Source organism: Brachybacterium sp. JB7, from assembly GCF_003335205.1.
Lineage (GTDB): Bacteria > Actinomycetota > Actinomycetes > Actinomycetales > Dermabacteraceae > Brachybacterium > Brachybacterium alimentarium.
This window is the reverse complement of sequence record NZ_QPGN01000017.1, coordinates 17,582-42,286: the sequence shown is the minus strand read 5'-3', so window position 1 is coordinate 42,286 and position 24,705 is coordinate 17,582. Positions and strand designations below refer to the sequence as shown.

Genomic DNA, 24,705 nt, shown 5'->3' with positions numbered 1-24,705 from the left:
ACGACGGACCGGCCAGGAGCTGACGCTCCTGACCGGTCCGTGAGATTGACGAAGTCGTCGATCAGAGGGGACGAACCTGCTCGGCCTGCGGGCCCTTGTCTCCCTGCGTGACCTCGAACTCCACGCGCTGACCCTCGTCGAGGGCGCGGTAGCCGTCCATGTCGATCTTGCTGTGATGCACGAAGACGTCAGCGCCGCCTCCGTCGATCTCGATGAATCCGAAGCCCTTTTCGGCGTTGAACCACTTGACCGAGCCCTGTGCCATACCTGTCACCTTCTGTGTCGTCCATCAACGATCGCGGAAAAGCGATCGCGCTGCCGCGTGAAGCTGTCCCCGCCGGAGCGGTTGGCGTGACGTGCATTCCGTCTTCCAGCTGCCGAGGCACCTGGGACGGACCGTCCAACCGGACCTGCAACTACGCAACACCGCCATTCTGTCATAGCAGTGTCCTCGTTCACACTGTGATGACGGACGGGCGGTCACGAACAGGTAACGACATGACGCGGATCACGGCAGGGTCGCGTCGAGAGCGCCTGATGGCGACGCGCGTCGAGCCCCAGCGGCCCACGTCGCTCAGAGCTGCGGCGCATCCCCGGGCCCCTCGCCGTCGTGATCGGCGAGGAAGCGCTCGAAGTGCTCACCCAGCTCCTCGGCGGTGGGCAGATCCATCGTGGTCGTCAGCGGGGAATCGTCCGCTCCCTCGTTCATCGAGTCGTACTGCTCCTCGAGCGCGCTGACGATCTGGCCGACCTCGGCGTTCTGCGCGATGGTGCCCTGCAGCGCGACGGTGGCCGCATCCGTGAGATCGCCGAGATGCACCAGCGGCAGGTCCAGACCCGCCGCCTCGCTGACCCGGCGCAGGAGCGCGAGGGCCCCGGCCGGGAAGTCGGTCCGGGTCAGGTAGTGAGGGATCTGCGCCGCGTAGCCCATCGACGCGTGATCGGCGCGGCCGAGCTGGAGCTCGAGCAGCGCACCGAAAGCGGCGGGCACCACGATCTCCGCGGAGTCCTCGTCCTCGTCCGATCCGAGCGTCGTGCCCGGAGCCGGCGTCGGGCGCGTATTCGGTCGGCCGAGCAGATCGGGATCGTTCGCATGTGCGAACAGTCCGATCGGTCGGGTGTGCGGCACCGCCATCGGCACGGCCTGCATCCCGACCACCCGTTCGACGTCGAAGAACTCGACGAGGTCGATGAGCGCCTCCGCGAGCCGGCGCCATTGGAGGTCGGGCTCGGGTCCGTCGAGGAAGAGGAACGGCCGGTCCGACTCGTCGTACATGAGCGAGAGCGTGAGCTCGGGGATGTCGACGCTCGCGTAGGAGGTCCCGTCGAAGACGGCCTGCGGGCGCGACCCGCGATAGTCCAACAGCTCGTCCATGTCGAAGCTGACCAGGCGCAGGTGCCGCAGTTCGTCCCGCAGATAGGTCGACGCGATGCGGCAGGCGTTGCCGGCATCGACCAGTCCGGGCAGGGCGTGCACGAGGGTCAGCCCGGTGCGCGGGACCGCCGCCAGGACGTCCGCGGATTCGAAGCGGTACAGATCACGCGGATCACGCATCAGCGTCTCCTCCCTCGCAGCCGGTTGGACGTCACTCGCGCGATGGCACGCGTCTCCAGGCCTGTCCACCATAATGGACCACTGTGCTCTGCCGATCCTGGGTCCATTCCCAGAGGTGCGGCGAGAGGATCCATCGTCAGAGGGAGCAGGTCCGTGGACGACGCCGAGGGACAGATCGCCCGGGAGATCGCACGTGAGCAGGCGTACGCAGACCGCCTCTACGCGCGGCTCGACGAGCTGATCATCCAGGTGCAGAGCAATCTGGACGACATCCAGGGCTCGCAGCACGCTTCGACACATCAGAACAGGTCCGAACGCGACTCGTTCATGGCGCTGTACGAGGACCGCCTGGCGCTGCTGCGCTCGGTCGCCCGCAGCGTGGTGTTCGGCCGCCTGGACATGGACGACACCGCCCGCCACTACATCGGCCGGATCGGATTGTTCACGGCGGATCGCGAGCAGCTGCTGGTGGACTGGAGAGCCCCCGCGGCAGCAGCGTTCTACCAGGCGACCAGCACCCAGCGACTGGACGTGCGGCTGCGGCGCCATCTCATCAGTCGTGGGCGCGCCGTGGTCGGGCTCGAGGACGACGTCCTGGACCAGTCCGTGCTCGAGACCGCCGGCGAGGACGTGGTGCTGCAGGGCGAGGGTGCGCTGCTCGCGGCCGTCTCCGGCCAGCGCACGGGCCGAATGGGCGACATCGTCGCGACGATCCAGTCCGAGCAGGACCGCATCATCCGCTCCGAGAACCGCGGCGTGCTGGTCGTCCAGGGCGGCCCGGGCACCGGCAAGACCGCGGTCGCGCTGCACCGCGCCGCCTACCTGCTCTACACGCATCGTCGCCGCCTCGAGCACACGGGGGTGCTGATCATGGCTCCGACCCCGGGATTCCTGCGATACATCGAGCGCGTCCTGCCGAGCCTCGGCGAATCCGGTGTGGTCATGCTGACCCCGGGAGAGCTGTTCCCTGGCATCGAGACCTTCCTGCATGACGGGGACGAGGTGGCGAGCCTGAAGGGCGACGTCGCGATGGCGGAGCTGATCTCCCGTGCCGTGGCGCAGCGGCAGGTGCTGCCGCAGGAAGACATCCGCCTGCGCATCGACGGGACTCCGCTGACCCTGACGCGCTCGATGCTCAGAGCTGCGCGCCGGGACGCCCGCGCCAGCCACAAGCCCCACAACACCGCTCGCACCGTGTTCGTGCGCGCGGCGCTGGAGCGGCTCGTGGAGGCCTACGAGAAGGCGCTCCTCGCCGAAGGGCAGACCATCATCCCCGAGGACCGGCCCGATCTGCTCTCGGACCTGCGCAACAACGCGGAGATCAAGCGGCAGCTGAATCTCGCCTGGCTGCCCTACGCCCCGCAGGGGTTCCTGCGCATCCTGATGTCCCGGCCTGATCGACTCCGGGCCGCCGCCCCGGCCGCGCTCGCGGACCGCGTGCACCTGCTGGTCCGTGACAAGGACGCACCCTGGACCGTCGAGGACATCCCGCTGCTGGACGAGGCCGCCGAGCTCCTCGGCGAGGACTCAGCGCCCGCGGAGGCCCGCGCCCGCGAGGCGGCGACCCGCCGAGAGGCGGACGTCGACTATGCACGCAAGGTCATCGAGAACGTCGACACCTCGGGGATGATCCGTGCCGAGGACCTCGCCGACCAGGTCAGCCAGATCCGAGATGGCCGCACCCTCGCCGAGCGCGCCTCCTCCGAGCGCAGCTGGACCTATGGCCATGTCGTGGTCGATGAGGCACAGGAGCATTCCCCCATGAGCTGGCGAGCACTCATGCGAAGGGCCCCCACCAAGTCCTTCACGGTCGTGGGCGACGTCGCGCAGACCTCGTCGGCCGGGGGCACGCATTCGTGGACGCAGGCGCTGAGCCCCTACATCCAGGATCGTCTCCAGGTCGAGCACCTCACCGTCAACTACCGCACGCCCAGCCGGATCATGGACCGGGCCGTGGCGATGGCGCAGGCGCACCAGCTGCCCGTGACCGAGGTCAGCTCGGTGCGGGAGGGGGACCGGGATCCGCGGATCGAGCGCTCCTCCCCGAGCGACCTCGCTCTTCGCACCGCCGAGGCCGTGGCCGCGGTGCATCACGAGGGCGTGGGGCGCCTCGCCGTCATCGTCGCGCAGGAGCGGATCGCCGACGTGCTCGGCCGGCTGCGCTCACGCTCGGACCTGCCGACGGTGGGAGCGGGATCCTCCGGGGTGGACGACTCGATCGCCGTCATGACCGCACAGGACGCGAAGGGGCTCGAGTTCGACGGGGTCGTCATCGTGGAGCCTGCGGAGCTGGTGGAGGCGCATGGTGCCGGGGATCTCTACGTGGCGATGACCCGGGCGACGCGCCACCTCGGCGTGGTGCACGCACGGGACCTGCCGGCGGGGATCGAACCCGCCTGAGACGGCGATCGGCGGCCGCGGCTTCCCCTCCGCGACCGCCGATCTGGTGTGCACTGCGTGAGTGCACGAGGGACATCTTATGCACACCGACGAGCGGTCCTGAACTTTATCCACAGAATCGTCGCAAACCGGCTCCGCGATCGCCTCCGAACCCGGCGACGAGGCCCGTGCCGGCGTCCTCGCGGCAGGCCTCAGGCGGTGCCGGCCGACTCCGAGCGCAGCCGCACGATCGCGGCCTCGAAGTCGTCGAGCGATTCGAAATCCTGGTAGACGCTCGCGAAGCGGAGGTAGGCCACGAGGTCGAGCTCCTGGAGCGGGTGCAGGATCGACAGACCCACCTGATGAGCATCGATCTCGGCCTGGCCGCTCGAACGGATGTCCTCCTCGACGCGCTGGGCGAGCATCGCGAGCTGGTCATCGGTGACCGGGCGTCCCTGGCAGGCCTTGCGCACACCGGAGATCACCTTCGCCCGACTGAACGGCTCACTCACACCGGAGCGCTTGTGCACCGAGAGGGAGGCCGTCTCGGACGTCGAGAAGCGCCGGGAGCAGTTCGGGCACTGACGACGGCGCCGGATGGTCGCGCCGTCGTCGGACGTACGCGAATCCACGACCCGGGAGTCAGGATGGCGGCAGAACGGGCAGTGCATCCGCACAGGATAGCGGCCCGCTCGCGAATCAGTGCGATGCGCCCTCGAGGGCCGGGAGCTCGATCAGCTGGCCGGCGGTGACCCGCGGCGTCGTGAGGTGGTTGAGGCTGCGCACCTCGGAGACGAACTCCTGCTCGCTCATGCCGTCGGGGGCGAACTCGTCGGCATAGCCCCACAGGGTGTCGCCCGCTTCGACGGTGAGGGTCACGGGCTCCTCGGCTCCCCCGCCCGCCAGTGCGGAGGGCACCTCGAACATCAGCAGCAGCGCGGCGGCGACGAGCAGTCCGAGCAGGAACGCCAGAGCCGTGAGGACGACCCGGCCCCGCCGGGTGGCCTTGAGTCGAACGCCCGCTCGATCAGACTGCGCGGCGCGCTCGTCACGATGCTGCGAGAAGGGAAGGACCGTGGCCGTTTCCGTATGCATATCCGAACTCCTGTTCGATCGAATGTCTGTGCGACTGTAGCCCGACGGTCACGCGACACGCAAGGCCGATCTCGAACACATGTTTGGCATCCGGTGCGTGCCGCCCTACGCTGGGTGACATCACTACGGAACCTCGAGGGTCCGACAGACGAAGCCAGGAGGCCTCCACGATGACGCCGAGCACGCCCAAGCCGATACGCTCCCGCGGCGACGCGCCGGTCGACTCCGCGACCACCGGCCTCACCCGTCGTCAGCACCTGGTCCTGGAGACCATCAATTCCGCGATCGCCGCGCACGGCTATCCGCCCACGATGCGCGAGATCGGCGATGCTGTGGGCCTGACCTCGTCCTCGTCGGTCTCCCATCAGCTGCAGGCGCTCGAACGCAAGGGCTTCCTGCGCCGGGACCCGAAGCGCCCCCGTGCCATGGAGATCGTCATGCCGGGAGACGACGGCGCCCCGGAGGCACCCGCCGAGCCCGACATCAGCCCGAACTCGGTGACCGTCCCGCTGCTCGGCCGCATCGCCGCGGGCGTGCCGATCACCGCCGAGGAGCAGATCGAGGACGTCTTCACCCTGCCCTCGCGCCTGGTGGGCGACGGGGACCTCTTCCTCCTGCAGGTGGTCGGCGACTCGATGATCGACGCCGCCATCTGCGACGGCGACTGGGTCGTCGTGCGCAGCCAGAAGGAAGCCCAGAAGGGCGAGATCGTCGCGGCCATGATCGACGGCGAGGCGACGGTGAAGACCTTCGTCCAGCGGGACGACCATGTCTGGCTGATGCCTCACAACCCGGCCTTCGCCCCGATCCTGGGAGATCATGCCGAGATCCTCGGCAAGATCGTCGCGGTGCTGCGCTCGGTCTGATCCGGCGCAGCCCGGGGCGACGGCGCCCACCGGCCGAGCTCAGGAGGTCGAGAGCCTCCGCAGCGCGCCGAGAGCGATCTCGGGCTCCGACGTCGGCCACAGCGGCGGCATCGCCTCCCGCAGGAAGCTGCCGTACCGCGCCGTCGCGAGCCGCGGATCCAGCACGGCCACCATGCCGCGGTCCTCATGGGAGCGGATCAGGCGCCCCGCCCCCTGAGCGAGCAGCAGTGCGGCGTGCTGGGCCGAGATGCCCATGAAGCCGTTGCCGCCCTGCTGGGCGATCCGCTCCTGGCGCGCGGAGACCAGCGGATCGTCCGGGCGCGGGAACGGGATCCGGTCAATGGTGACCAGTCGCAGCGAGGGTCCCGAGACATCCACCCCCTGCCACAGTGTGAGCGTGCCGAACAGAGAGGCATCCTCATCGTCGCGGAACTTCCGCACCAGGTTCGCCATCGAGTCCTCACCCTGCACTTCGATGGTGAGGTCCAGGCGGGCCCGCACATGCTCGGCCGCGAGCTCGGCGCCCCGACGCGAGGAGAACAGGCACAGCGCCCCGCCGTGCGAGGCCTCGACCAGTTCGGTGAGATGGTCGAGCATGGCCGTCGACGGGCCCTCGCGGCCGGGCTGGGGAAGGTGCCGGGCCGTGTACAGGATCCCCTGGCTCCGGTAGGCGAAAGGGCTGCCCACGTCGAGGCCCGCCCAGGCGCTCCTGTCCTCGCGCGGCGGCGTGGACTCCGGGCCCATGCGATCTGCCCGCGCGAGGCCCACCTCGCCCGCTGCCGGCTCGAAACGGCCGCCGAGAGCAAGAGTCGCCGAGGTCAGCACGGCGGTACGGCTCTCCAGAATCGCTCCGCGCATCGCGCCGGCGACACTGAGCGGCGCCACCTGGATGCTCGAGCGTCCCGTGGCCTGGGAATGCGAGACCGAGACGACATCCTCATCGGCCGGAGCGCCGAGACGCTCGCACACCTCGATGATCTCCTGCAGGTTCGCGCGGACCGCTTTGCGCGATCCGGCGGTGCCGACGGTGGCGTCGTCCCCGGCGTCCTTCGCATCGGAGTGCGCCGTGCGGGCCTCGACCCGCAGCTGCTGGACGGCGTCGCCGAGGCGCTCCGGCAAGGCACCGATCACGCGGCCGTCGGGGGCGAGCTCGAGCGCCTCGCGCAGCTCCTCGGCGGCATCGTCCAGGGCGGTGGCAGCGACGCCGAGGCCGCGCAGATCCCTCACCGTCCCTCGGAGCATCCCGGGGTTCAGGGATTCGGTGACGGCGCTGGTGACGCGCCCGGAGAGATCGTGGGCCTCGTCGAAGACGACCACGTCGTGGTCAGGGATGATTCCCAGGGAATCGAAGGAGTCGATCGCCATCAGTGCGTGGTTCGTGACCACGAGGTCCACCTCGCGGGCCAGTTCGCGGCTGCGCTCGGCGAAGCAGGACTCCAGCATCGGACAGGAGCTTCCGATGCACTGCGACCCGGTCACCGAGACCTGGCGCCAGGCGCGATCCGAGACCGGGTCCTCGAGCGAGTCGCGGTCTCCGCTGTCGGTCTCCTCGGCCCATTCCCGCAGCCGCTTGACCTGGTCCCCGAGCCGTTCGCTGCCGGTGCGGGCCGGATCTGTGGACGCCTCCGAGAAGAGCGCGCCAGGGTCGATGTCCATCGGGTACCCGCCGTCGATCTTGTGTCGACAGAGATAGTTCGCACGGCCCTTGAGCAGGGCGAAGGTGGGCGTGCGTGGCAGATGCGGGGCCAGCGCCTCCACGAGACGCGGCAGGTCCTTGCGCACGATCTGGGTCTGCAGGGCGATGGTCGCGGTGGACACCACGACCGGGCGGCCGCTGACCAGCGCATGGCGCAGCGCGGGCACCAGGTACGCAAGCGATTTGCCGGTGCCTGTGCCCGCCTGGACGAGCAGATGACGGTTCGCGGTCATGGCGGTGTCGACCGCCTCCGCCATGGCCTGCTGGCCGGGCCGCACGGCGCCGCCGATCGCCGAGACCGCCGCATCCATGAGGGTCGACAGCTGGATGCCGGCGGCCCCTGGGGCGGCCTCGTGATCGGTGGCGGTGGTCATCGCTCCAGCGTATCCGCGCTGGATCCGAGGACCTCTCAGGCCGCGCCGTGGAGCTCTGCGGCGAGCGCCTCATCCACCCGGGCATGGAGCTTGGTGCCCTCCATGACGTGCTCCTCCGCGAGCACCTCGCCCGTCGTGTGAGCACGCGCGATGAGATCCCCTCGCGAGTACGGGACCAGCACGTCGACCTCGACCGCCGGGCGCGGCAGGCGATCGGCGATCAGGTCCCTCAGCTCGTCCATGCCCGCCCCGGTGCGTGCGGAGACCACGACGGAGTTCTCGACCTGGCTGCGCAGGCGGGCGATCGTCTCGGGTTCGGCGAGGTCTGCCTTGTTCAGCACCACAACCTCGGGCACATCGAAGCCTTCGATCTCGCCGAGCACGGTGCGCACTGCACGGATCTGGCCCTCGGGGTCGGGATGGGAGGCGTCGACGACATGCAGCAGCAGGTCGGAATCGCCCACCTCCTCGAGAGTCGACCGGAATGCCTCGACCAGCTGGGTGGGCAGATGCCGCACGAAGCCGACGGTGTCGGCGTAGGTGAACTCCCGCCCGTCGGGCGTGGTGGAGCGCCGGACCGTCGGGTCCAGCGTCGCGAACAAGGCGTTCTCGACCAGGACGCCGGCTCCGGTGAGCCGATTCAGCAGCGAGGACTTGCCGGCGTTCGTGTAGCCCGCGATCGCGACCGCGGGGACCTGGTTGCGCCTCCGGTCGGCGCGCTGGGCGACGCGTCCCGGGGCCATCGCCTTGATCTCCCGGCGCAGCTTGGACATGCGGTCACGGATGCGCCGACGATCCAGCTCGATCTTGGTCTCGCCGGGTCCGCGCGATCCCATTCCGGCACCGCCTGCGGCGATGCGCCCGCCCGCCTGCCGGGACATCGACTCGCCCCAGCCGCGCAGCCTGGGCAGCAGGTACTCGAGCTGCGCGAGCTCGACCTGTGCCTTGCCCTCGCGGGACTTGGCGTGCTGGGCGAAGATGTCGAGGATCAGCGCGGTGCGGTCGATGACCTTGACCTTGACGATGTCCTCGAGCGCGCGTCGCTGCCCGGGGCCCAGCTCGCCGTCCGCGATCACGGTGTCGGCGCCGTTCTCGGCGATGATCCCTGCGAGCTCCGCCGCCTTGCCCTTGCCGAAGAACGTGGCGGGGTCGGGATGCGCACGGCGCTGGAGGAGGCCGTCGAGCACCTCCGAACCCGCGGTCTCGGCGAGAGCGGCGAGCTCGAGCAGGCTCGTCTCCGCCTCAGCGGCATTGCCCGAGGTGTAGAGGCCTGCGAGCACCACACGCTCCAGTCGGAGCTGGCGGTACTCGACCTCGGAGACATCCTCGAGCTCGGTGGACATTCCTGCCACGCGCCGCAGCGCCTGGCGGTCGGCGAGGTCGTACTGCTCGCCGTCGCTGCTCTGGCCGGGGGCGTCCTGGGCGGCGGCGCTGCTGCGGGAGAGGATCCGCTCGGTCAGCGGGTCACGGCGACGGGCCGCCGGGCTCGGGTCCGCGGGAGATCCGGCCGACGGGTCTTCGTGCGTCCCCTCGGTGTGCGGCGCGCCAACGGTCCCCCCGGTGGTGGTCCCGTCGACATCGGCGTCGGAGGCGGGTTCGGGATGGAAAGCGATGGGCACGGTCGGGGTACTCCTCAGGTAGGGGACGATCTGTTCCACCAGAGTCCCACGCCGATCCTCCGGGGTCGAGGGATTTTGCGGTGGGCGGATACCGGAGTGATCGGGCCGACGAGCCGCGGCGGACGTGCCCGGGCGGACGGGCCGGTGGGGCTCACCGTCCGCCGGCACGCTCCGGGTCCGTATCCTTCTGGGGTGGACGAGCACTACTTCACCCCTTCCCCCGCGACCGATGCCCGGCGTTTCCCGCTGCGAGTGCGCCTCGCCGGTCGGGATCTCGATCTGGTCTCCAGCGCCTCCGTGTTCAGCGGGCACGGCCTGGACAAGGCCACCGCAGTGCTGCTGAACCGCCTCGATGAGATCTCCGAGCCGCCCGCGGACGCGCGGATCCTCGACCTGGGCTGCGGATGGGGGCCGATCTCGCTCACCGCCGCGCTCACCCATCCCGCCGCCGAGGTGTGGGCCGTGGACGTGAGCGAACGAGCCCGCGAGCTCACCGCGGAGAACGCCGAACGCGCAGGGATCACCTCCCTCCGCGTGGTGGCGCCGGACGAGGTCCCCGAGGATCTCCGCTTCGACGCGATCTGGTCGAATCCTCCGATCAGGATCGGCAAGCCCGCCCTGCACGAGCTGCTGCTGCAATGGACCGCGCGGCTGACTGCGGAGGGCACCGCCGCCCTCGTGGTGGGCAAGAACCTCGGCGCGGACCCGCTCGCGCGATGGCTCGGTGAGCAGCTTCCCGAGCGTGACGTCGCGAAGGTCGCCAGCGCCAAGGGCTTCCGGGTGCTCGAGGTGGGCCCGGCGCGCTGAACTCCACCCGGTGTCGGCCCGATGTCGGCCCCGGTGTCAGGCCCGGTGTCAGGCCCGGTGTCAGACCAAGGTGGCGCCGTCGGCCACGAGCTGTGCCGGACCGGTCAGCGTGACCTCCCCGGTCTCGGTCCAGCCCACCTGCAGGCGGCCGCCGGGGACGTCCACCGTCCACGGCTGTCCGGTGTCGTCCCCGGCGCGCAGCGCTGCGGCGACCGCCACGGCGGCGACACCCGTGCCGCAGGAGCGGGTCTCCCCCACGCCGCGTTCGAACACCCTCATCACCACGTGCCTCTGGCCGAGCTCGACGACCAGCTCGATGTTCGCGCCGTCGACCGGCTCAGGATCCAGCGCGGGGCGGCGGGTGAGGTCGAGCTCCTCGAGGGCGAGTCCGGAGGGCAGGAAGGCGACGGTGTGGGGATTGCCCATGTCCACATCGGTCGCGCTGAGCATATGACCTGCCACCTCGACGGTGCGGGCGTTCTGCGTGCTGCGGCTCTCCCCCATTCCGAGCCTCACCGACCACGTCCCACCGTGCGAGGGGGGACGCTGCAGGATCGCGACGGTGCGGGCTCCGGCGCGGGTCCACACGGCGAACTCGTCCTCGCGGACGTGACCGGCGCGCTGCAGGTGCGCGGCCAGAACGCGCACCCCGTTGCCGCACATCTCGGCGATCGAGCCGTCGGCGTTGCGATAGTCCATGAACCATTCGGGAGCATCCGCGGGAGCTTCGATGCCGGCGCGGCGCGTGCGCACGGCGCGGATCACGCCGTCTCCGCCGATGCCGGCGCGGCGGTCCGCGAGGGCGGCGACCGTGGCGGCGTCGAACTCCAGCGCACCATCGGGGTCATCGAGGATGACGAAGTCGTTCTCGGTGCCGTGGCCCTTGGTGAAGTGGATCCTGTCGTTCATGCCGTGAGCCTATGCCGCCGGATCATGGCCCGTGCTTCCGCCGTCACGCAGCGCGTCCAGAGCGCGGCCGGTCACGTCCTGCGTCAAGGCGTCGAGCCACCGCACGCGGGCATCGCGTCGGAACCAGGTGTCCTGCTTGCGCACCAGGCGTCGGGTGCCGACGACCGTGGCCTCGATCGCGTCGGCGCAGCTCATCCTCCCTTCGAGCACGGCGATGCCCTGCTCGTAGCCGATCGCTCGTCGCGCCGTGAGGCCACGGTCCAGGCCCCGCTCGCGGAGCCCTCGGATCTCGTCGAGCAGCCCGAGCTCGACCATGCGCTGCACGCGCAGGGCGATCCGGTCGTGCAGCACCGGGCGTTCGAGCCGCAGACCGATCTGCACCGTGCGGGGGTCGGCGTACAGGGGTCGCGGCAGGAATGCGCTGAAGGGACGTCCGGTCAGCTCCCCGACCTCGAGGGCGCGCACGATGCGCCGCGTGTCCCCGGCACCGATCGTGCGCGCGGCCTCCGGGTCGGAGACGGCGAGCTCGTCGTGCAGAGCGGCGGGCCCGCGCGTCGCGGCCTCCCTCTCAAGACGCGCTCGAATGCTCGGGTCGGTGGGTGGGAACTCGATCTGATCGAGCACCGCTCGCACGTACAGCCCTGATCCGCCGACGAGGATCGGGGTGCGGCCGCGGGAGCGGATGGCCGCGATGGCCGTGCGGGCCTCGTCCCGGTACACCGAGACGCTCGCCTCCTCGGTCACATCCAGCACGTCCAACTGATGGTGCGGCACTTCCGTGCGCTCGGTGGCCGTCACCTTCGCGGTGCCGATATCCATGCCGCGGTAGAGCTGCAGCGCATCGGCGTTCACCACCTCGCCGTCCAGCTCACGGGCCAGGGCGATGGCGAGATCGGACTTGCCGGTGGCGGTCGCTCCGACCACGGCGACCAGAGGGATGTCGCGGGGAGCGCGGGCGCTGGGCGCGGCCGCGTCGCCCGTCGCCGCCGCCTCGCGCGCGGTGGTGCTCTCGGGCAGCGGATCGTCCATGCGCGGAACTTTACCCGCGCCGCTGTGCGGGTCGCTCCAGCGGGCGGCGAGGGGCTGGTTCGAGGGTCGGACGGATCACCCCTGGTGGCAGGCCGACATCGTGAGCGAGGGAGTAGTGTGGGCCGTCCCGGAACCCCGGACCGTTGTCTTCGTCTACTGCAATGCATGAGGTTGGAAGTGACTGCACCGAACGAGTCCCCTGCACTCCCGGACTCGGCCGATCGCCTGGCCCCGATGTCCTTGAGCAGGGTCGAGGAGAGCCTCTCTCGCCTCGGATATGCCTTCGTCGAGGACGATGAGCACCCGGAGATCCTCCGCGCACGCTTCGACGACTACCGATTCCAGTTCATGGTCTCCGGCGAGGAGCGGGCTGTGATGCAGACCCGCGGCCGCTGGAGCCATTCGGTCGATTTCTCCCGCAAGGTCGAGATGATCAAGCTCTGCAACGAGTGGAACATGAACCGCGTGTGGCCGAAGGTCTACGTGCGCCGTGAGTCCGAGGGCCTGCTGGGCGTGTACGGCGAGCTCGCTGCGGATTTCCGTGCCGGCGCTCTGGACACCCAGGTCGACAGCGCGATCAAGTGCGGTCTGAGCACCGTGATCGCCTTCTTCCACAGCCTCGAGGAGCGCCTCGGCGCAGAGCTCGACGAGCTCGACGTCTGAGGCACGCTCCGCGGCCCCGGCTGCGGATACGCAGAACGGCCGGCACCTGCGGGGTGCCGGCCGTTCTGCGTCGTCCTGTCGTGTGTCGGGTCCGCTGCTCAGGGGCGGCGCAGGCTCGGCATGCCGAGGGTGACGAGGCCCGACGGAGCAGTTGCCCCGGTCCCGCAGGACGACCCCGCGTCCAGGCCGCTCTCCCCCGCTTCCCACGCGTCTCCGGAGCGGGTGCGTCGCACCGAGAACTGCTCGCGCGTCGGGCTCACGCCGGGTGCGGCCTCCCGGGCGCTGTCCGCGATCAGGTAGAACGGCGCGGCCCGGGTGACGGTTGCGGTGACCATGTCCCCGGGACGCGGCATGTCTGCGCTCTCCAGCCCCTCCGGCACCGCCAGGTGCACCAGGCGGTGATCCCGCGAGCGGCCCGAGATGCGGTGCGTGGTCTCGTCCCGGGTCCCCTCCCCCTCGGCCACGAGGACCTCGACGACGCGCCCCTCGAGCTTCTGGTTCTCCTCGTAGGTGATGCGGTCCTGCAGCGCGGTGAGCCGTTCGTAGCGCTCCTGGACGACCTCCTTGGGGACCTGTCCCTCCATCGTCGCCGCAGGTGTCCCGGGGCGGATCGAGTACTGGAAGGTGAAGGCGCTCGCGAAGCGAGAGGCCTCGACCACGTCGAGCGTGCGCTGGAAGTCCTCCTCCGTCTCCCCGGGGAACCCGACGATGATGTCGGTGGTGATGGCCGCCTCGGGGATCCGCTCTCGCACCCTGTCGAGGATGCCCAGGAACTTCTTGGAGCGGTACGAGCGCTTCATCCGGCGCAGCACGTCATCGGAGCCCGACTGCAGCGGCATGTGCAGCTGGGGCATGACGTTGTCGGTCTCGGCCATCGCTGCGATGACGTCGTCGGTGAACATCGCCGGGTGCGGGGAGGTGAAGCGCACGCGCTCGAGATCCTCGATGTCGCCGCAGGAGCGCAGCAGCTTGGCGAAGGCTCCTCGATCGCCGAACTCGACACCGTAGGAGTTCACGTTCTGTCCCAGCAGCGTCACCTCGAGAGCGCCGGTATCCACCACGTCACGCACCTCGGCGAGGATGTCGCCCGGGCGGCGGTCCTTCTCCTTGCCGCGCAGCGAGGGCACGATGCAGAAGGTGCAGGTGTTGTTGCAGCCCACGCTGATCGAGACCCAGGCGGCGTAGGAGGACTCGCGCCGTGTGGGAAGCGTGGACGGGAACACTTCGAGCGATTCGAGGATCTCCACCTGCGCCTCCGCGCGGTGCTGAGCACGGTCCAGCAACACCGGCAGTGCACCGATGTTGTGCGTACCGAAGACGACGTCGACCCACGGAGCACGGTCGACGATCGTGGAACGGTCCTTCTGCGCGAGGCAGCCCCCGACGGCGATCTGCATGCCCGGATTCGCGTCCTTCGCGGGACGCAGCGCGCCGAGAGTGCCGTACAGCTTCTTGTCCGCGTTCTCCCTCACCGCACAGGTGTTGAAGACGACGACGTCGACCTCGCCGCGACGGGCGTCGGCATCGTCCGGCGCCGCCACGAAGCCGGACTCTTCGAGCAGGCCGGTCAGGCGCTCGGAGTCGTGGACGTTCATCTGGCACCCGAAGGTGCGCACCTGATAGGTGCCGCGCGGGGTGCTCAGGGCGCCGGCTGACGTCGCGGCGTCGGTATCGGTGGTCATGGGATCGAGAGCGGAGATGCGGGAGGACATAGTGCCCGTAAGAATACTGGCCGATGCCTCCACAGCCGTTCCCCGCCGCGTTCGCGACGGAGGCAGGCTGGCGGCGCTCGTCGTCGGCCCCCGGCCCCGGCCCAGGCCCCGTCAGCATGCGTCAGCGTGCGTCAGCTCTCCGGATCGTGCGAGGCCTCGCGCAGCTCACCCGCGATGACGTGGACGGCGAGACTCCCCGGGTAACCCTTGCGGGTCAGGAGGGCGTCCAGGCGGCGGGAGAGCCGACGGCGGTGGGCGCCGTCCCGTTCGGTGCGCAGGCGCTCCCGATCCCGGACACCGATCCGGGAGCGCACCAGCTCACGGCAGCGCACCTCTTCGTCGCTCTCCCCGGTCTCCAGCGCCGCATCGATCAGCGGGGCGTCCACCCAACGTCTGCTCAGCTCGCGGCGCAGTGCTTCATCACCGAGGGCGCGCAGGGAACGTCGCTGCTGCACCCACTCGTGGGCGAAGGCGGCGTCGTCGACGAGATCGGCGCGGATGATCCGCGCCATCACCTCGTGAGCGATGTCCGCGGGGACCTCCCGCTCGGCGAGCCGTTGACGCATCTCCCCTTCCGACCGGCGGCGCGTCGACAGCAACCTCATCAGATACCGGCACTCGTGCACCACGGCCTTCTCCCACGCGATGGCCTCGGGGGGCGGCGCCTCACGGGTGGCCTCGAGGATCTGCCGGGTGCGACCGGAGAGGTCCGCCCGGATCTCCGAGGCGGTGCGCGGTCCGTCGTCCGCCGTCACGGGAGCGGCGGCGACGACCTCGTGGTCGCCGCCGCCGCTCCCGTCGGACTGCGTGCCCGTCATCTCTCAGATGGTGGCCGGGACGTCGTCGTCGAGGAACTCGTCCTCACCGAGAGGCGCCTCGACGGCACCGGCCTCCGGCTCCGCCTGCTCGAGGGCGTACTTGCCGACGCCCAGGGTGCGCAGGATCTTGTCCTCGATCTCGACCGCCAGGTCCGGGTTGTCCTTGAGGAACTGGCGCGAGTTCTCCTTGCCCTGGCCGAGCTGGTCTCCCTCGTAGGTGAACCACGCACCGGACTTGCGAACCACGCCGTGCTCGACGCCGAGGTCGATCAGGCCACCCTCGCGGGAGATGCCCTCCCCGTAGAGGATGTCGAACTCGGCCTGCTTGAAGGGCGGGGCCATCTTGTTCTTCACGACCTTGACGCGGGTGCGGTTGCCCACGGAGTCCGTGCCGGACTTGAGGGTCTCGATGCGGCGGATGTCCATGCGCACGGAGGCGTAGAACTTCAGCGCCTTGCCGCCGGTGGTCGTCTCGGGGCTGCCGAAGAAGACACCGATCTTCTCGCGCAGCTGGTTGATGAAGATCGCGGTGGTCCCCGAGGAGGAGAGCGCGCCGGCGAGCTTGCGCAGCGCCTGGGACATCAGACGCGCCTGGAGGCCGACGTGGGAGTCGCCCATCTCGCCCTCGATCTCGGCCTTGGGCACCAGCGCGGCGACGGAGTCGATCACGACGACGTCCAGCGCGCCGGAGCGGATCAGCATGTCCGTGATCTCGAGGGCCTGCTCACCGGTGTCCGGCTGGGAGACCAGCAGGGCATCGGTGTCGACGCCGAGCTTCTTGGCGTACTCCGGGTCCATTGCGTGCTCGGCATCGATGAACGCGGCGATACCGCCGTTGCGCTGGGCGTTGGCGACGGCGTGCAGGGCCAACGTGGTCTTGCCGGAAGATTCCGGGCCGTAGACCTCGACGATGCGGCCGCGCGGCAGCCCACCGATGCCGAGAGCGGCATCCAGGGCGACCGAGCCGGTGGGGATGACCTCGACCGGAGGCCGCGTGTCGTCGCCCAGCCGCATGATCGATCCCTTGCCGAACTGGCGGTCGATCTGGGCCAGGGCGTTGTCGAGCGACGACTCGCGGGTCTTCTCCGTCGAACGCGTGACGGGGGGCTTCGACGATTTCGGTGCAGCCATGTGCTTGGTTCCTTCCAGTGGGCCGGGCGAGCCGACTCGATGACAGTGAGGCCACACTAGGCGCGGCCTCCGACACTCGTCGCCGCCCCGGGCCGCTTGTGGATGACACGCGACTGGGGAGGAAGGACGAGAACGGGGACGTCGGGCCGGGGGACCATTCCACCCCACTGTACCGAACGTGCGTTCGAACGAGGGCTCTGCGGGGCGTGTCGCGGCGTGTCGATATCGCGCAGCCCCTCGGGCCGCGACGCGAAGGGGTTCCGGGAGAGAAAGAGACAGCCAGTGATCCTCCGAGGGAGTGCGCGACCCCGCGACCCCGCGAGGGACGGAGAGGGGAAGCCGCCCGACGGATCGCGTCGACCACCCCGAACGCGTCCACCACGACCACACCGGCGAGGGTCGACCTCTGCCGGCCGAGCTCTCCTGCCGGAGCACCGCGGTCAGCGGCGTCGCTGCTCCGGCGGGACTTCCCAGCGCTGGGACTCCGGGACGTCCATCGAGTCGCACAGGGCCGTCCAGACCTGGCGCACGGCGACCCCGTGCTCGAGGGCCTGCTCGGCGGTCAGACCGCCGACGCCCTCGAGCACGAGGTCACGGGTGTAGGTGCGGGCGAGGACCGGGCCGAACACGTGGTCGGCCAGCTCCGAGAACTCGCTGCGCCTCACCTCAGTGCGCACCGACCAGCGGGCTCGCCTCCTCGGCGAGGCCCTCGGGCACGGTGTCGGGGATGCTGATGTTCTCGGCGACGGCGATCCGGTCGGACACCTCACGCAGCACGAACGACAGCGGGAGGCCCAGGGCATCGGTCACGGAGGACAGCAGCTCGCTGGAGGCCTCCTTCTGGCCGCGCTCGATCTCGCTGAGGTAGCCCAGGGACACGCGGGCATCGGAGGACACCTGACGCAGGGTGCGACCCTGGTTGCGTCGTGCATCACGCAGGACATCACCGAGCTCCTGACGGAACAGGACCATGGCCTTGCCTCCCTTCCTCTGGTTGAACTGGTGGAACACCTCGGGGGTGCGGTGCGTCGAAGTCATCACGACAAGCACAACGCGCCGACCCTCGGAAGTGTTCCCCAGAGTGTAGTGGCCCCCATCCTCGGGATGCCTGGGAACTGTGCACGACGAGACGGTGGGGAGGAAGGCTGCGCTCCCCTGCGCTGACCTGCGGGGTCGTTCAGGACTCGAGCATCTCGACGAGCAGCGAGAGCGCGGCGTCGACGGTCCGGGAGCGGATCGTCGGGCGGTCGCCGCTGAGATGCAGTTCACGCGTGAGGGTCTCGCCGTCCCGTCGGGCGATCCCCAGCCAGACGGTTCCTTCCGCCGTTCCGCGGGCGTCGGGCCCGGGGCCGGCCACGCCGGTGGTGGAGACGGCGAGGTCCGCGGCGTACAGGTCGAGGGCGCCCTCGGCCATGGCCGCCGCGACCTCCCTGGTCACAGCACCGGTGCGCTCCAGCAGATCGGCGTCGATCCCGAGCACGCGGGTCTTGGCCGCAAAGGAGTAGCAGGCCGCTCCCCCCGCGATCGCGGCGCTGGACCCGGGGACGTCCACCAGGCGGGCCACCAGGGCCCCTGCGGTGAGCGATTCCGCGGTCGCGAGCATCAGCCCGCGCTGCGCGGCTCGGGAGATCACGAGCTGCGGGCTCGTGGCGCCCGTGGTCATGCAGCGCCACCGGCCAGTGCCTCACGACGCAGCCGCAGCCCGTCCTTGAGGTTCACGAGGCCGGACCATACGGTCAGCACGACGGCCAGGGCCACCAGCGCCAGGCCGATCCAGCGCGCGGGCTCCCACCACAGCTCGAACGGGATCAGGCAGAAGGTGATGGCGATCGTCTGCACCATCGTCTTGGCCTTGCCCGCCATGTTCGCCGGCAGGGCCCCGTACTTGAGGATCGTGAAACGCATGACCGTGATGCCGAACTCGCGCACCAGGATCAGGATCGTCATCCACCACGGCACGTACTCCCAGACCGACAGCATGATCAGTGCCGCGCCCGTCATCGCCTTGTCGGCGATGGGATCGACGATCTTGCCGAAGTCCGTGATGAGGTTCCGGCTGCGGGCGAGGTGGCCGTCCAGGAAGTCCGTGATCATCGCGACCACGAACACGGCGGCGACCAGGATGCGCCCCGGGATCGAGTCCGGGTAGATGATCGCGAGCACCACCAGCACCGGGACCATCGCACACCGCACCATCGTGAGGATGTTGGCGATGTTCCAGAGCGGGACGGGCTCCGTGCGGGGTGTGGTCATCGGGACTCCTGAGCTCCGGCGGAATGAGGGACGTGCGGTGGAACGGACGGGACGAGGGGGCGGAGCGGGGTGGTGTGTGACGCCGCCGTCGCGGACCGGTCAGGGTCAGCGGCCGGTGAGGCTCCATGCATCCTCGCCGTCCTGGTCGTCCTCGTCGTCGTAGTAGTCGGTGGCGGGTTCGGTGCCGTCGTCGGCGAGCGGATCGGTGCCGTAGCGGTCCTCCCCGTTCTCCGAGGAGGCGGCTGCCTCGGAGTGATCCGGTGCCTCCGGCGCCGGGGCGCTCTCGAGTTCGACGGCCTGATCGGCCCCGTACGGTTCCTCGGCCTCGCCGCCCGGCGGCGCCTCGCCGCGGATCAGGGCGATCGCGGTGCCGAGCTCGTCCGGATGGACGAGCACGTCGCGCGCCTTGGACCCCTCGGAGGGCCCGACGATCTCGCGGGATTCCAGCAGATCCATGAGCCGGCCGGCCTTGGCGAAGCCCACGCGGAGCTTGCGCTGCAGCATCGAGGTCGAGCCGAACTGCGTGGTGACCACGAGCTCGGCCGCTTGCAGCAGGACGTCGAGATCGTCGCCGATGTCGTCGTCGATCTGCTTCTTGGCCGCGACGACCTGGACGTCCTCGCGGTAGTTCGGCTTCATCTGCGTCTTGACGTGGTCGACGACCTGGTGGATCTCGGACTCGTTGACCCACGCGCCCTGCACGCGCATCGGCTTGGCCTTGCCCATCGGGTGGAACAGGGCATCGCCCTGGCCGATGAGCTTCTCCGCGCCGACGGAGTCGAGGATCACCCGCGAGTCCTGCAGCGAGGAGGTCGAGAAGGCGAGGCGGCTGGGCACGTTGGCCTTGATGATGCCGGTGACCACGTCGACCGAGGGGCGCTGCGTCGCGAGGATCAGGTGGATCCCGGCGGCACGTGCCAGCTGCGTGATGCGCTGGATCGAGGCCTCGACGTCCCGCGGCGCGACCATCATCAGGTCCGCGAGCTCGTCGACCACGACCAGGAGGTACGGGTAGGGCGCGAGGCGTCGCTCGCTGCCCGCGGGCAGCTGCACCTCTCCGGCGCGCACCGCCTTGTTGAAATCGTCGACGTGCTTGTACCCGAAGGCGGCGAGGTCGTCGTAGCGGGCGTCCATCTCCTTCACCACCCACTCGAGGGCCTCCGCGGCCTTCTTGGGGTTGGTGATGATCGGGGTGATCAGGTGCGGGATGCCCTCGTAGATGCTGAGCTCGACGCGCTTGGGATCGACCAGCACCATGCGCACCTCTTCAGGAGTTGCGCGCATGAGGATCGACGTGATCATCGAGTTCACGAAGACCGACTTGCCGGCACCGGTGGCGCCGGCGACGAGCAGGTGCGGCATCTTGGCGAGGTTCGCGACGACGTAGCCGCCCTCGACGTCCTTGCCCACGCCCATCACCAGCGGATGCTCCGTGCGACGGGCGACGGAGCTGCGCAGCACGTCGCCGAGGACGACGGTCTCGCGATCGGTGTTGGGGATCTCGATCCCGATGGCCTTCTTGCCGGGGATCGGCGAGAGGATGCGCACGTCGGAGCTCGCCACGGCATACGAGATGTTCTTGTCCAGGGCCGTGACCTTCTCGACCTTGGTGCCTGGGGCGAGCTCGACCTCGTAGCGCGTGACCGTCGGCCCGCGGGAGAAGTCGACCACCTTGGCATTGACGTTGAACTGCTCGAAGACCTCCTCGAGCGCAGCGACCACCTGGTCGTTCACCTCGGAGCGCGTCTTGTGCGGTGCGCCCTCCAGGAGGAACGAGGAGTCAGGCAGCGTGTACACGACGTCGCCGGCCAGCTCGAGCTGCTCCCCGGCGCGCGGCAGGTCACCCATCGGCGGGTGCACGAGGTCGGGCTTCGCCTCCTCGGACTGCTTGGCCGGCACGGCTCGGGTCGGCGCGGGCTTGCTCGCGGGCGACGCCTTCGCCGCAGCGGCCGTCGGCATCGGGGTGGTCGCACCGGCGGCGTCCCCCTTGCCGGGGAAGGTCTTGGCCCGATTGTTCTCATCCTCGACGACGTCGAAGACCTCGGTGGAATCGGCCTTCGCGGCTCGCTTCGCCCGGGACGCACGGCCCTTCTTCGAGCCGGCCCCCGCGGCCTCCTCGGCGCTGACGCCCTGCTGGAAGGCCTCGTCGCCGGCATAGCCGAAGCTCTCGTGATCGCGGTCCTCCGCTGCCTCGGCCGCGGCCTTCTCACGCCGGCTGCGGCGCCGCGGACGCCCGGCGGGCTGGGCCTCGGTCGCCTGCTCGTGGACCTCAGGATCCCGGCGGCGCGGGCGCAGGCCGAACGCGACGCGCTCCTCGTCCTCCTCCTCGCTGTTGCCGACCATCACGTCGTACACCCCGCGCACCCGTGAGGGGATCGACTCCACCGGGGTCGCGGTGAGGACGAGCACGCCGAAGGCGATCAGCACGGAGTGGATCACCACGACGGCCACGGGCGGCAGCAGGGCCTCCAGGGGTGCGGCGGCCAGGTAGCCGAGCACCCCTCCCCCGCGCGCCAGCGCGTCGATGCCGTCCGCCGGTGCGGGCAGGCGTGCCGAGACCGAGGCGATCGCGGAGATCGCGGTGAGCAGCACGAGGATGCCGATCGCGATCCGGCTGTTGGCGCGCACCTGGTCGGGGCGGCGGAACATGCGCATCGACCAGCCGGCCGCGAGCAGCGGGATCAGCATCGAGGAGATGCCGAAGGTGCCTGCCACGACGGTGTGCACGGCCCCGAAGACGGGGCCGGCCGACTGCCACCACTCGACGACGGCCACTAGGGCCGCGATGAGCAGGAGGAACAGGGCATAGCCGTCCCGACGCTGGTCCGGGGCCACCTCCCAGCGGGCCACGCCGATCGAGCGGATCAGTCCGCCGACCATGCGAGCGATCGCGAGATAGCCGGTGCGCACTGCGCGCACCGGAAGAGGGAGCGTCGAGGGGTCGTTCGCCGCGGCGCCGGCCGTGCGGGACGTACCTGCAGCCGAGCTCCGGGACGAGCCTTTCGACGCACGTGCGGGGGAAGACGTACGTGTCGCCATGGGTCATAGGGTACCGCCCGGTGCCACTGCGGCCCGGGAGGCGGAGCGCCCGGGCCCGTCGTACCGGATCCATCTCACGCCCCGAGGCGGGCTCGTGGAACGGGTCAGGCCTCGAGCACGAGCGGGACGATCATCGGCCGACGGCGCAGGCGCTGGGAGACATAGCGTCCGATCACGCGTCGCATGACCTGCTGCAGCTGATGGGCATCGCGGCGGTTCGCGGGGTCGGCGACCGCTTCCTCGAGGGCTTTGATGATCTCGGGCCGGACCTTCTCGAACACGGCGGCGTCCTCCGCCACACCGCGGGCGCGGATCTCCGGGCCCGCGAGGAGCGCGCCGGTGGCCGTGTCGACCACGGCGAACAGCGAGATGAAGCCCTCGTCACCGAGGATGCGACGATCCTTGAGGTCCGCCTCGGAGATCTCTCCGACGCTCAAGCCGTCGACATACACGTAGCTGGTGGGGACCTCTCCGACCACCTGCGCGACGCCGTCCCGGAGATCGACCACATGGCCGTCCTGGGCCAGGACGACTCGCTCGCGCGGGACACCGGTGGCCTCGGCGAGACGGCCGTTGGCCAGGAGATGGCGCACCTCGCCGTGGATCGGCATGACGTTCTTCGGTCGCACGATGTTGTAGCAGTACAGCAGCTCACCAGCGCTCGCGTGGCCCGAGGTGTGGACCTTGGCCGTCCCCTTGTGGACCACCTCCGCGCCGAGCGCCATGAGGCCGTTGACCACGCTGAACACCGCGTTCTCGTTGCCGGGGATGAGGGACGAGGCGAGGATGACGACGTCGCCGGGGCCCACGCTGACGCGATGGTCGCCCTGGGCGATCCGTCCCAGTGCGGCCATCGGCTCGCCCTGGCTGCCCGTGCACATGAGCACGACCTGCTCATCGGGGATCGTGGTGATCGCCTTCGCGTCGATCAGGGTGCGCTCGGGCACGCGGAGATATCCCAGCTCCGAGGCGATGCCCATGTTGCGGACCATCGAACGGCCGACGAAGGCCACCTTGCGGCCGTGCGCCGCGGCCGCGTCGAGCACCTGCTGCACGCGGTGGACGTGGCTGGAGAACGAGGCGACCACGATCTTCTGCGTCGCCCGGGCGAAGATCGCCTCCAGCGTGGGGCCGATCTCCTGCTCACCGACCGTGAAGCCGGGCACCTCGGCGTTGGTCGAGTCCGTCATGAACAGGTCCACCCCGGCCTCCCCGAGGCGGGCGAAGGCGCGCAGATCCGTGATGCGTCCGTCCAGGGGCAGCTGGTCCATCTTGAAGTCGCCGGTGTGCAGCACCGTGCCGGCCTCGGTGGAGAGGTGCACCGCCAGGGCGTCCGGGATCGAGTGGTTGACCGCGACGAACTCGCAGTCGAAGGGGCCGAAGCTCTCCTTACGGCCCTCCTCCACCGCGATCGTGGTCGGCGTGATCCGGTGCTCCCTGAGCTTCGCCGTGAGGAAGGCGAGGGTCAGCGTGCTGCCGACCAGCGGGATGTCGTTCTTCATCCGCAGCAGGTAGGGCACGCCACCGATGTGGTCCTCGTGGCCGTGCGTGAGCACGATCGCCTCGATGTCGTCGAGCCGGTCACGGATCGCGTCGAAGTCCGGCAGGATCAGGTCCACGCCGGGCTGGGCGTCCTCGGGGAACAGCACCCCGCAGTCGACGATCAGCAGGCGCCCGTCGATCTCGAACACGGTCATGTTCCGCCCGACGTCGCCGAGACCGCCCAGCGGGGTGATCCTCAGCGTGCCGCGGGCCGGCTCCGGGGCCGGGCCGGACGCCTGGAAGAACCCGGTGGTCATACCGAGGCGCGGGTGGGGTCGCACGAGGGAATGCCGTCGGCCGCGTCGATCGCGTCCGCGAGCGCACGCAGCTGGTCGGTGTCCGCCGGGACATGCGGCCCGCGCATCGCGGCGTGCGGCAGCACGCCCTGCAGGGCCAGGGCGGCCTTCGCCGCCACGGCGCCGGGCATCTTGGCCATGATCGCGTCGACCAGCGGGACGAGGCGACGGTGGGCGTCGAGCGCACCGGCGAGATCGGAACGGTCCACAGCATCGAGCATGAGACGCTCGAGCTCGCCGGCGACCTGACCGACCACGGAGACGAGGCCGGCGGCGCCGATCGTGAGCCACGGGAGGTTCAGGGCGTCCTCGCCGGAGTAGTACGCCAGGCCCGTCTCGGCCATGATCCGGCTGGCCTGCTGCAGGTCGCCCTTGGCATCCTTCACCGCGAGGATCCGGTCGTGCTCACCGAGCCGCAGCAGCGTCTCGTAGGACAATGCGGTGCCCGTCCGGCTCGGGATGTCGTAGAGCATCACCGGCAGGTCGGTGGAGTCGGCGATCGCGGTGGTGTGAGCGATCACCCCGGCCTGGCTGGGCTTGGAGTAGTACGGGGTGACGACCAGCAGCCCGTCCAGGCCCAGATCCGCATGGGCCCGGGCGAGATCGATCGAATGCGCGGTGTCGTAGGTGCCCACGCCGGCGACCACCCGCACCTCGGGGCCGACGGCATCGCGTACGGCCCGGGAGAGCTCGATCTTCTCCACGTCCGTGAGCGTAGGGGCCTCGCCCGTGGTGCCGGAGACCACGATGAGGTCGTTGCCGTGCTCGCTCACGTGCACGGCGAGCTGCTGGGCGGCGTCGAGGTCCACTCCGTGGCCGTCCTCGGTCAACGGGGTGACCACAGCGGTCCCCACCGCGCCGAAGGGCCGCGCGGGGCGCAGGTCGGTGCTGGTCATGGTCTCCTCCCGGAACTGTCCTGATC

At 70.1% G+C, this 24,705-nt stretch carries 22 protein-coding genes; 4 read left to right on the top strand and 18 right to left on the bottom strand.

The annotated features are described in order from the left end of the window. Window positions 1–61: 61 nt before the first annotated feature. Entirely contained in the window at window positions 62–265 is a 204-nt protein-coding gene (locus CIK81_RS15115; protein WP_096164087.1) for a cold-shock protein, read from the bottom strand. A 309-nt stretch (window positions 266–574) separates the two neighbouring features. After that, entirely contained in the window at window positions 575–1,555 is a 981-nt protein-coding gene (locus CIK81_RS15110; protein WP_096164086.1) for a proteasome assembly chaperone family protein, read from the bottom strand. 153 nt (window positions 1,556–1,708) lie between these two features. Here CIK81_RS15110 and CIK81_RS15105 point away from each other — a divergent pair, with 153 nt between their 5' ends. After that, window positions 1,709–3,955, top strand: coding sequence for an ATP-binding domain-containing protein (locus CIK81_RS15105; RefSeq protein WP_114311631.1), 2,247 nt, complete (start codon window positions 1,709–1,711; stop codon window positions 3,953–3,955). A 191-nt stretch (window positions 3,956–4,146) separates the two neighbouring features. Here the strand turns inward: CIK81_RS15105 and nrdR are convergent, their stop codons facing one another. Further along, window positions 4,147–4,605: a transcriptional regulator NrdR gene (gene nrdR, locus CIK81_RS15100; protein WP_096164084.1), complete on the bottom strand. Its 459-nt coding sequence runs from the start codon at window positions 4,603–4,605 to the stop codon at window positions 4,147–4,149. Between the two features lie 28 nt (window positions 4,606–4,633). Beyond that, window positions 4,634–5,029: a LysM peptidoglycan-binding domain-containing protein gene (locus CIK81_RS15095; RefSeq protein WP_096164083.1), complete on the bottom strand. Its 396-nt coding sequence runs from the start codon at window positions 5,027–5,029 to the stop codon at window positions 4,634–4,636. A gap of 170 nt (window positions 5,030–5,199) precedes the next feature. Between CIK81_RS15095 and lexA the strand changes: the two genes are divergently transcribed. Continuing rightward, window positions 5,200–5,895 (top strand): transcriptional repressor LexA, encoded by a 696-nt coding sequence (lexA, locus tag CIK81_RS15090; protein ID WP_096164082.1) that lies wholly within the window; start codon window positions 5,200–5,202, stop codon window positions 5,893–5,895. A gap of 39 nt (window positions 5,896–5,934) precedes the next feature. On the opposite strand, the gene CIK81_RS15085 is transcribed toward lexA, so the two are convergent. Continuing rightward, window positions 5,935–7,965: an ATP-dependent DNA helicase gene (locus CIK81_RS15085; protein ID WP_096197350.1), complete on the bottom strand. Its 2,031-nt coding sequence runs from the start codon at window positions 7,963–7,965 to the stop codon at window positions 5,935–5,937. Between the two features lie 35 nt (window positions 7,966–8,000). Further along, window positions 8,001–9,584 (bottom strand): GTPase HflX, encoded by a 1,584-nt coding sequence (gene hflX / locus CIK81_RS15080; RefSeq protein WP_096164254.1) that lies wholly within the window; start codon window positions 9,582–9,584, stop codon window positions 8,001–8,003. A 192-nt stretch (window positions 9,585–9,776) separates the two neighbouring features. Between hflX and CIK81_RS15075 the strand changes: the two genes are divergently transcribed. Further along, window positions 9,777–10,391, top strand: coding sequence for a class I SAM-dependent methyltransferase (locus tag CIK81_RS15075; RefSeq protein ID WP_096164253.1), 615 nt, complete (start codon window positions 9,777–9,779; stop codon window positions 10,389–10,391). Window positions 10,392–10,451: 60 nt separating this feature from the next. On the opposite strand, the gene dapF is transcribed toward CIK81_RS15075, so the two are convergent. Both dapF and miaA read right to left on the bottom strand, forming a co-directional pair. After that, window positions 10,452–11,300, bottom strand: coding sequence for a diaminopimelate epimerase (gene dapF / locus CIK81_RS15070; RefSeq protein ID WP_114355854.1), 849 nt, complete (start codon window positions 11,298–11,300; stop codon window positions 10,452–10,454). 9 nt (window positions 11,301–11,309) lie between these two features. Then, the gene (gene miaA / locus CIK81_RS15065) at window positions 11,310–12,329 is read right to left on the bottom strand and encodes a tRNA (adenosine(37)-N6)-dimethylallyltransferase MiaA (protein WP_114355853.1); all 1,020 of its coding nucleotides are present in this window, start codon (window positions 12,327–12,329) and stop codon (window positions 11,310–11,312) included. Window positions 12,330–12,506: 177 nt separating this feature from the next. Between miaA and CIK81_RS15060 the strand changes: the two genes are divergently transcribed. Beyond that, window positions 12,507–12,992, top strand: a complete 486-nt coding sequence (locus tag CIK81_RS15060) for a YbjN domain-containing protein (protein ID WP_241964202.1) — start codon at window positions 12,507–12,509, stop codon at window positions 12,990–12,992. A gap of 98 nt (window positions 12,993–13,090) precedes the next feature. On the opposite strand, the gene miaB is transcribed toward CIK81_RS15060, so the two are convergent. From miaB to dapA, 10 genes are all read right to left on the bottom strand, one after another. Next, window positions 13,091–14,674: a tRNA (N6-isopentenyl adenosine(37)-C2)-methylthiotransferase MiaB gene (miaB, locus tag CIK81_RS15055; protein ID WP_114355856.1), complete on the bottom strand. Its 1,584-nt coding sequence runs from the start codon at window positions 14,672–14,674 to the stop codon at window positions 13,091–13,093. 161 nt (window positions 14,675–14,835) lie between these two features. After that, entirely contained in the window at window positions 14,836–15,522 is a 687-nt protein-coding gene (locus tag CIK81_RS15050) for a regulatory protein RecX (RefSeq protein ID WP_114355852.1), read from the bottom strand. Window positions 15,523–15,525: 3 nt separating this feature from the next. Continuing rightward, entirely contained in the window at window positions 15,526–16,653 is a 1,128-nt protein-coding gene (gene recA / locus CIK81_RS15045; RefSeq protein ID WP_096164076.1) for a recombinase RecA, read from the bottom strand. Window positions 16,654–17,093: 440 nt separating this feature from the next. Further along, the gene (locus CIK81_RS15040) at window positions 17,094–17,318 is read right to left on the bottom strand and encodes a DUF3046 domain-containing protein (protein ID WP_096164251.1); all 225 of its coding nucleotides are present in this window, start codon (window positions 17,316–17,318) and stop codon (window positions 17,094–17,096) included. A gap of 1 nt (window position 17,319) precedes the next feature. Further along, window positions 17,320–17,625, bottom strand: a complete 306-nt coding sequence (locus CIK81_RS15035) for a helix-turn-helix domain-containing protein (protein WP_096164250.1) — start codon at window positions 17,623–17,625, stop codon at window positions 17,320–17,322. A 205-nt stretch (window positions 17,626–17,830) separates the two neighbouring features. Next, a complete protein-coding gene (locus tag CIK81_RS15030; RefSeq protein WP_096164075.1) occupies window positions 17,831–18,316 on the bottom strand; it encodes a CinA family protein in 486 nt (161 codons plus the stop codon). After that, window positions 18,313–18,906 (bottom strand): CDP-diacylglycerol--glycerol-3-phosphate 3-phosphatidyltransferase, encoded by a 594-nt coding sequence (gene pgsA, locus CIK81_RS15025; protein WP_096164074.1) that lies wholly within the window; start codon window positions 18,904–18,906, stop codon window positions 18,313–18,315. The genes CIK81_RS15030 and pgsA overlap by 4 nt, the downstream gene beginning before the upstream one ends. Before the next feature lie 105 nt (window positions 18,907–19,011). After that, window positions 19,012–21,825 (bottom strand): DNA translocase FtsK, encoded by a 2,814-nt coding sequence (locus CIK81_RS15020; RefSeq protein WP_241964201.1) that lies wholly within the window; start codon window positions 21,823–21,825, stop codon window positions 19,012–19,014. A 224-nt stretch (window positions 21,826–22,049) separates the two neighbouring features. After that, on the bottom strand, window positions 22,050–23,744 hold the full coding sequence (locus tag CIK81_RS15015; RefSeq protein ID WP_096164072.1) for a ribonuclease J: 1,695 nt from the start codon (window positions 23,742–23,744) through the stop codon (window positions 22,050–22,052). Next, complete coding sequence (dapA, locus tag CIK81_RS15010; protein ID WP_114306917.1) at window positions 23,741–24,679, bottom strand: 4-hydroxy-tetrahydrodipicolinate synthase; 939 nt, start codon at window positions 24,677–24,679, stop codon at window positions 23,741–23,743. Before dapA ends, CIK81_RS15015 begins: the two co-directional genes overlap by 4 nt. Between the last annotated feature and the right edge of the window lie 26 nt (window positions 24,680–24,705).

Coding starts and splice junctions, on each gene's coding strand:
- CIK81_RS15115 (WP_096164087.1), bottom strand. CDS start 265: ATGGCACAGGGCTCGGTCAAGTGGTTCAACGCCGAAAAGGGCTTCGGA.
- CIK81_RS15110 (WP_096164086.1), bottom strand. CDS start 1,555: ATGCGTGATCCGCGTGATCTGTACCGCTTCGAATCCGCGGACGTCCTG.
- nrdR (WP_096164084.1), bottom strand. CDS start 4,605: ATGCACTGCCCGTTCTGCCGCCATCCTGACTCCCGGGTCGTGGATTCG.
- CIK81_RS15095 (WP_096164083.1), bottom strand. CDS start 5,029: ATGCATACGGAAACGGCCACGGTCCTTCCCTTCTCGCAGCATCGTGAC.
- lexA (WP_096164082.1), top strand. CDS start 5,200: ATGACGCCGAGCACGCCCAAGCCGATACGCTCCCGCGGCGACGCGCCG.
- CIK81_RS15085 (WP_096197350.1), bottom strand. CDS start 7,965: ATGACCACCGCCACCGATCACGAGGCCGCCCCAGGGGCCGCCGGCATC.
- dapF (WP_114355854.1), bottom strand. CDS start 11,300: ATGAACGACAGGATCCACTTCACCAAGGGCCACGGCACCGAGAACGAC.
- miaA (WP_114355853.1), bottom strand. CDS start 12,329: ATGGACGATCCGCTGCCCGAGAGCACCACCGCGCGCGAGGCGGCGGCG.
- miaB (WP_114355856.1), bottom strand. CDS start 14,674: ATGACCACCGATACCGACGCCGCGACGTCAGCCGGCGCCCTGAGCACC.
- CIK81_RS15050 (WP_114355852.1), bottom strand. CDS start 15,522: ATGACGGGCACGCAGTCCGACGGGAGCGGCGGCGGCGACCACGAGGTC.
- recA (WP_096164076.1), bottom strand. CDS start 16,653: ATGGCTGCACCGAAATCGTCGAAGCCCCCCGTCACGCGTTCGACGGAG.
- CIK81_RS15035 (WP_096164250.1), bottom strand. CDS start 17,625: ATGGTCCTGTTCCGTCAGGAGCTCGGTGATGTCCTGCGTGATGCACGA.
- CIK81_RS15030 (WP_096164075.1), bottom strand. CDS start 18,316: ATGACCACGGGCGCCACGAGCCCGCAGCTCGTGATCTCCCGAGCCGCG.
- pgsA (WP_096164074.1), bottom strand. CDS start 18,906: ATGACCACACCCCGCACGGAGCCCGTCCCGCTCTGGAACATCGCCAAC.
- CIK81_RS15015 (WP_096164072.1), bottom strand. CDS start 23,744: ATGACCACCGGGTTCTTCCAGGCGTCCGGCCCGGCCCCGGAGCCGGCC.
- dapA (WP_114306917.1), bottom strand. CDS start 24,679: ATGACCAGCACCGACCTGCGCCCCGCGCGGCCCTTCGGCGCGGTGGGG.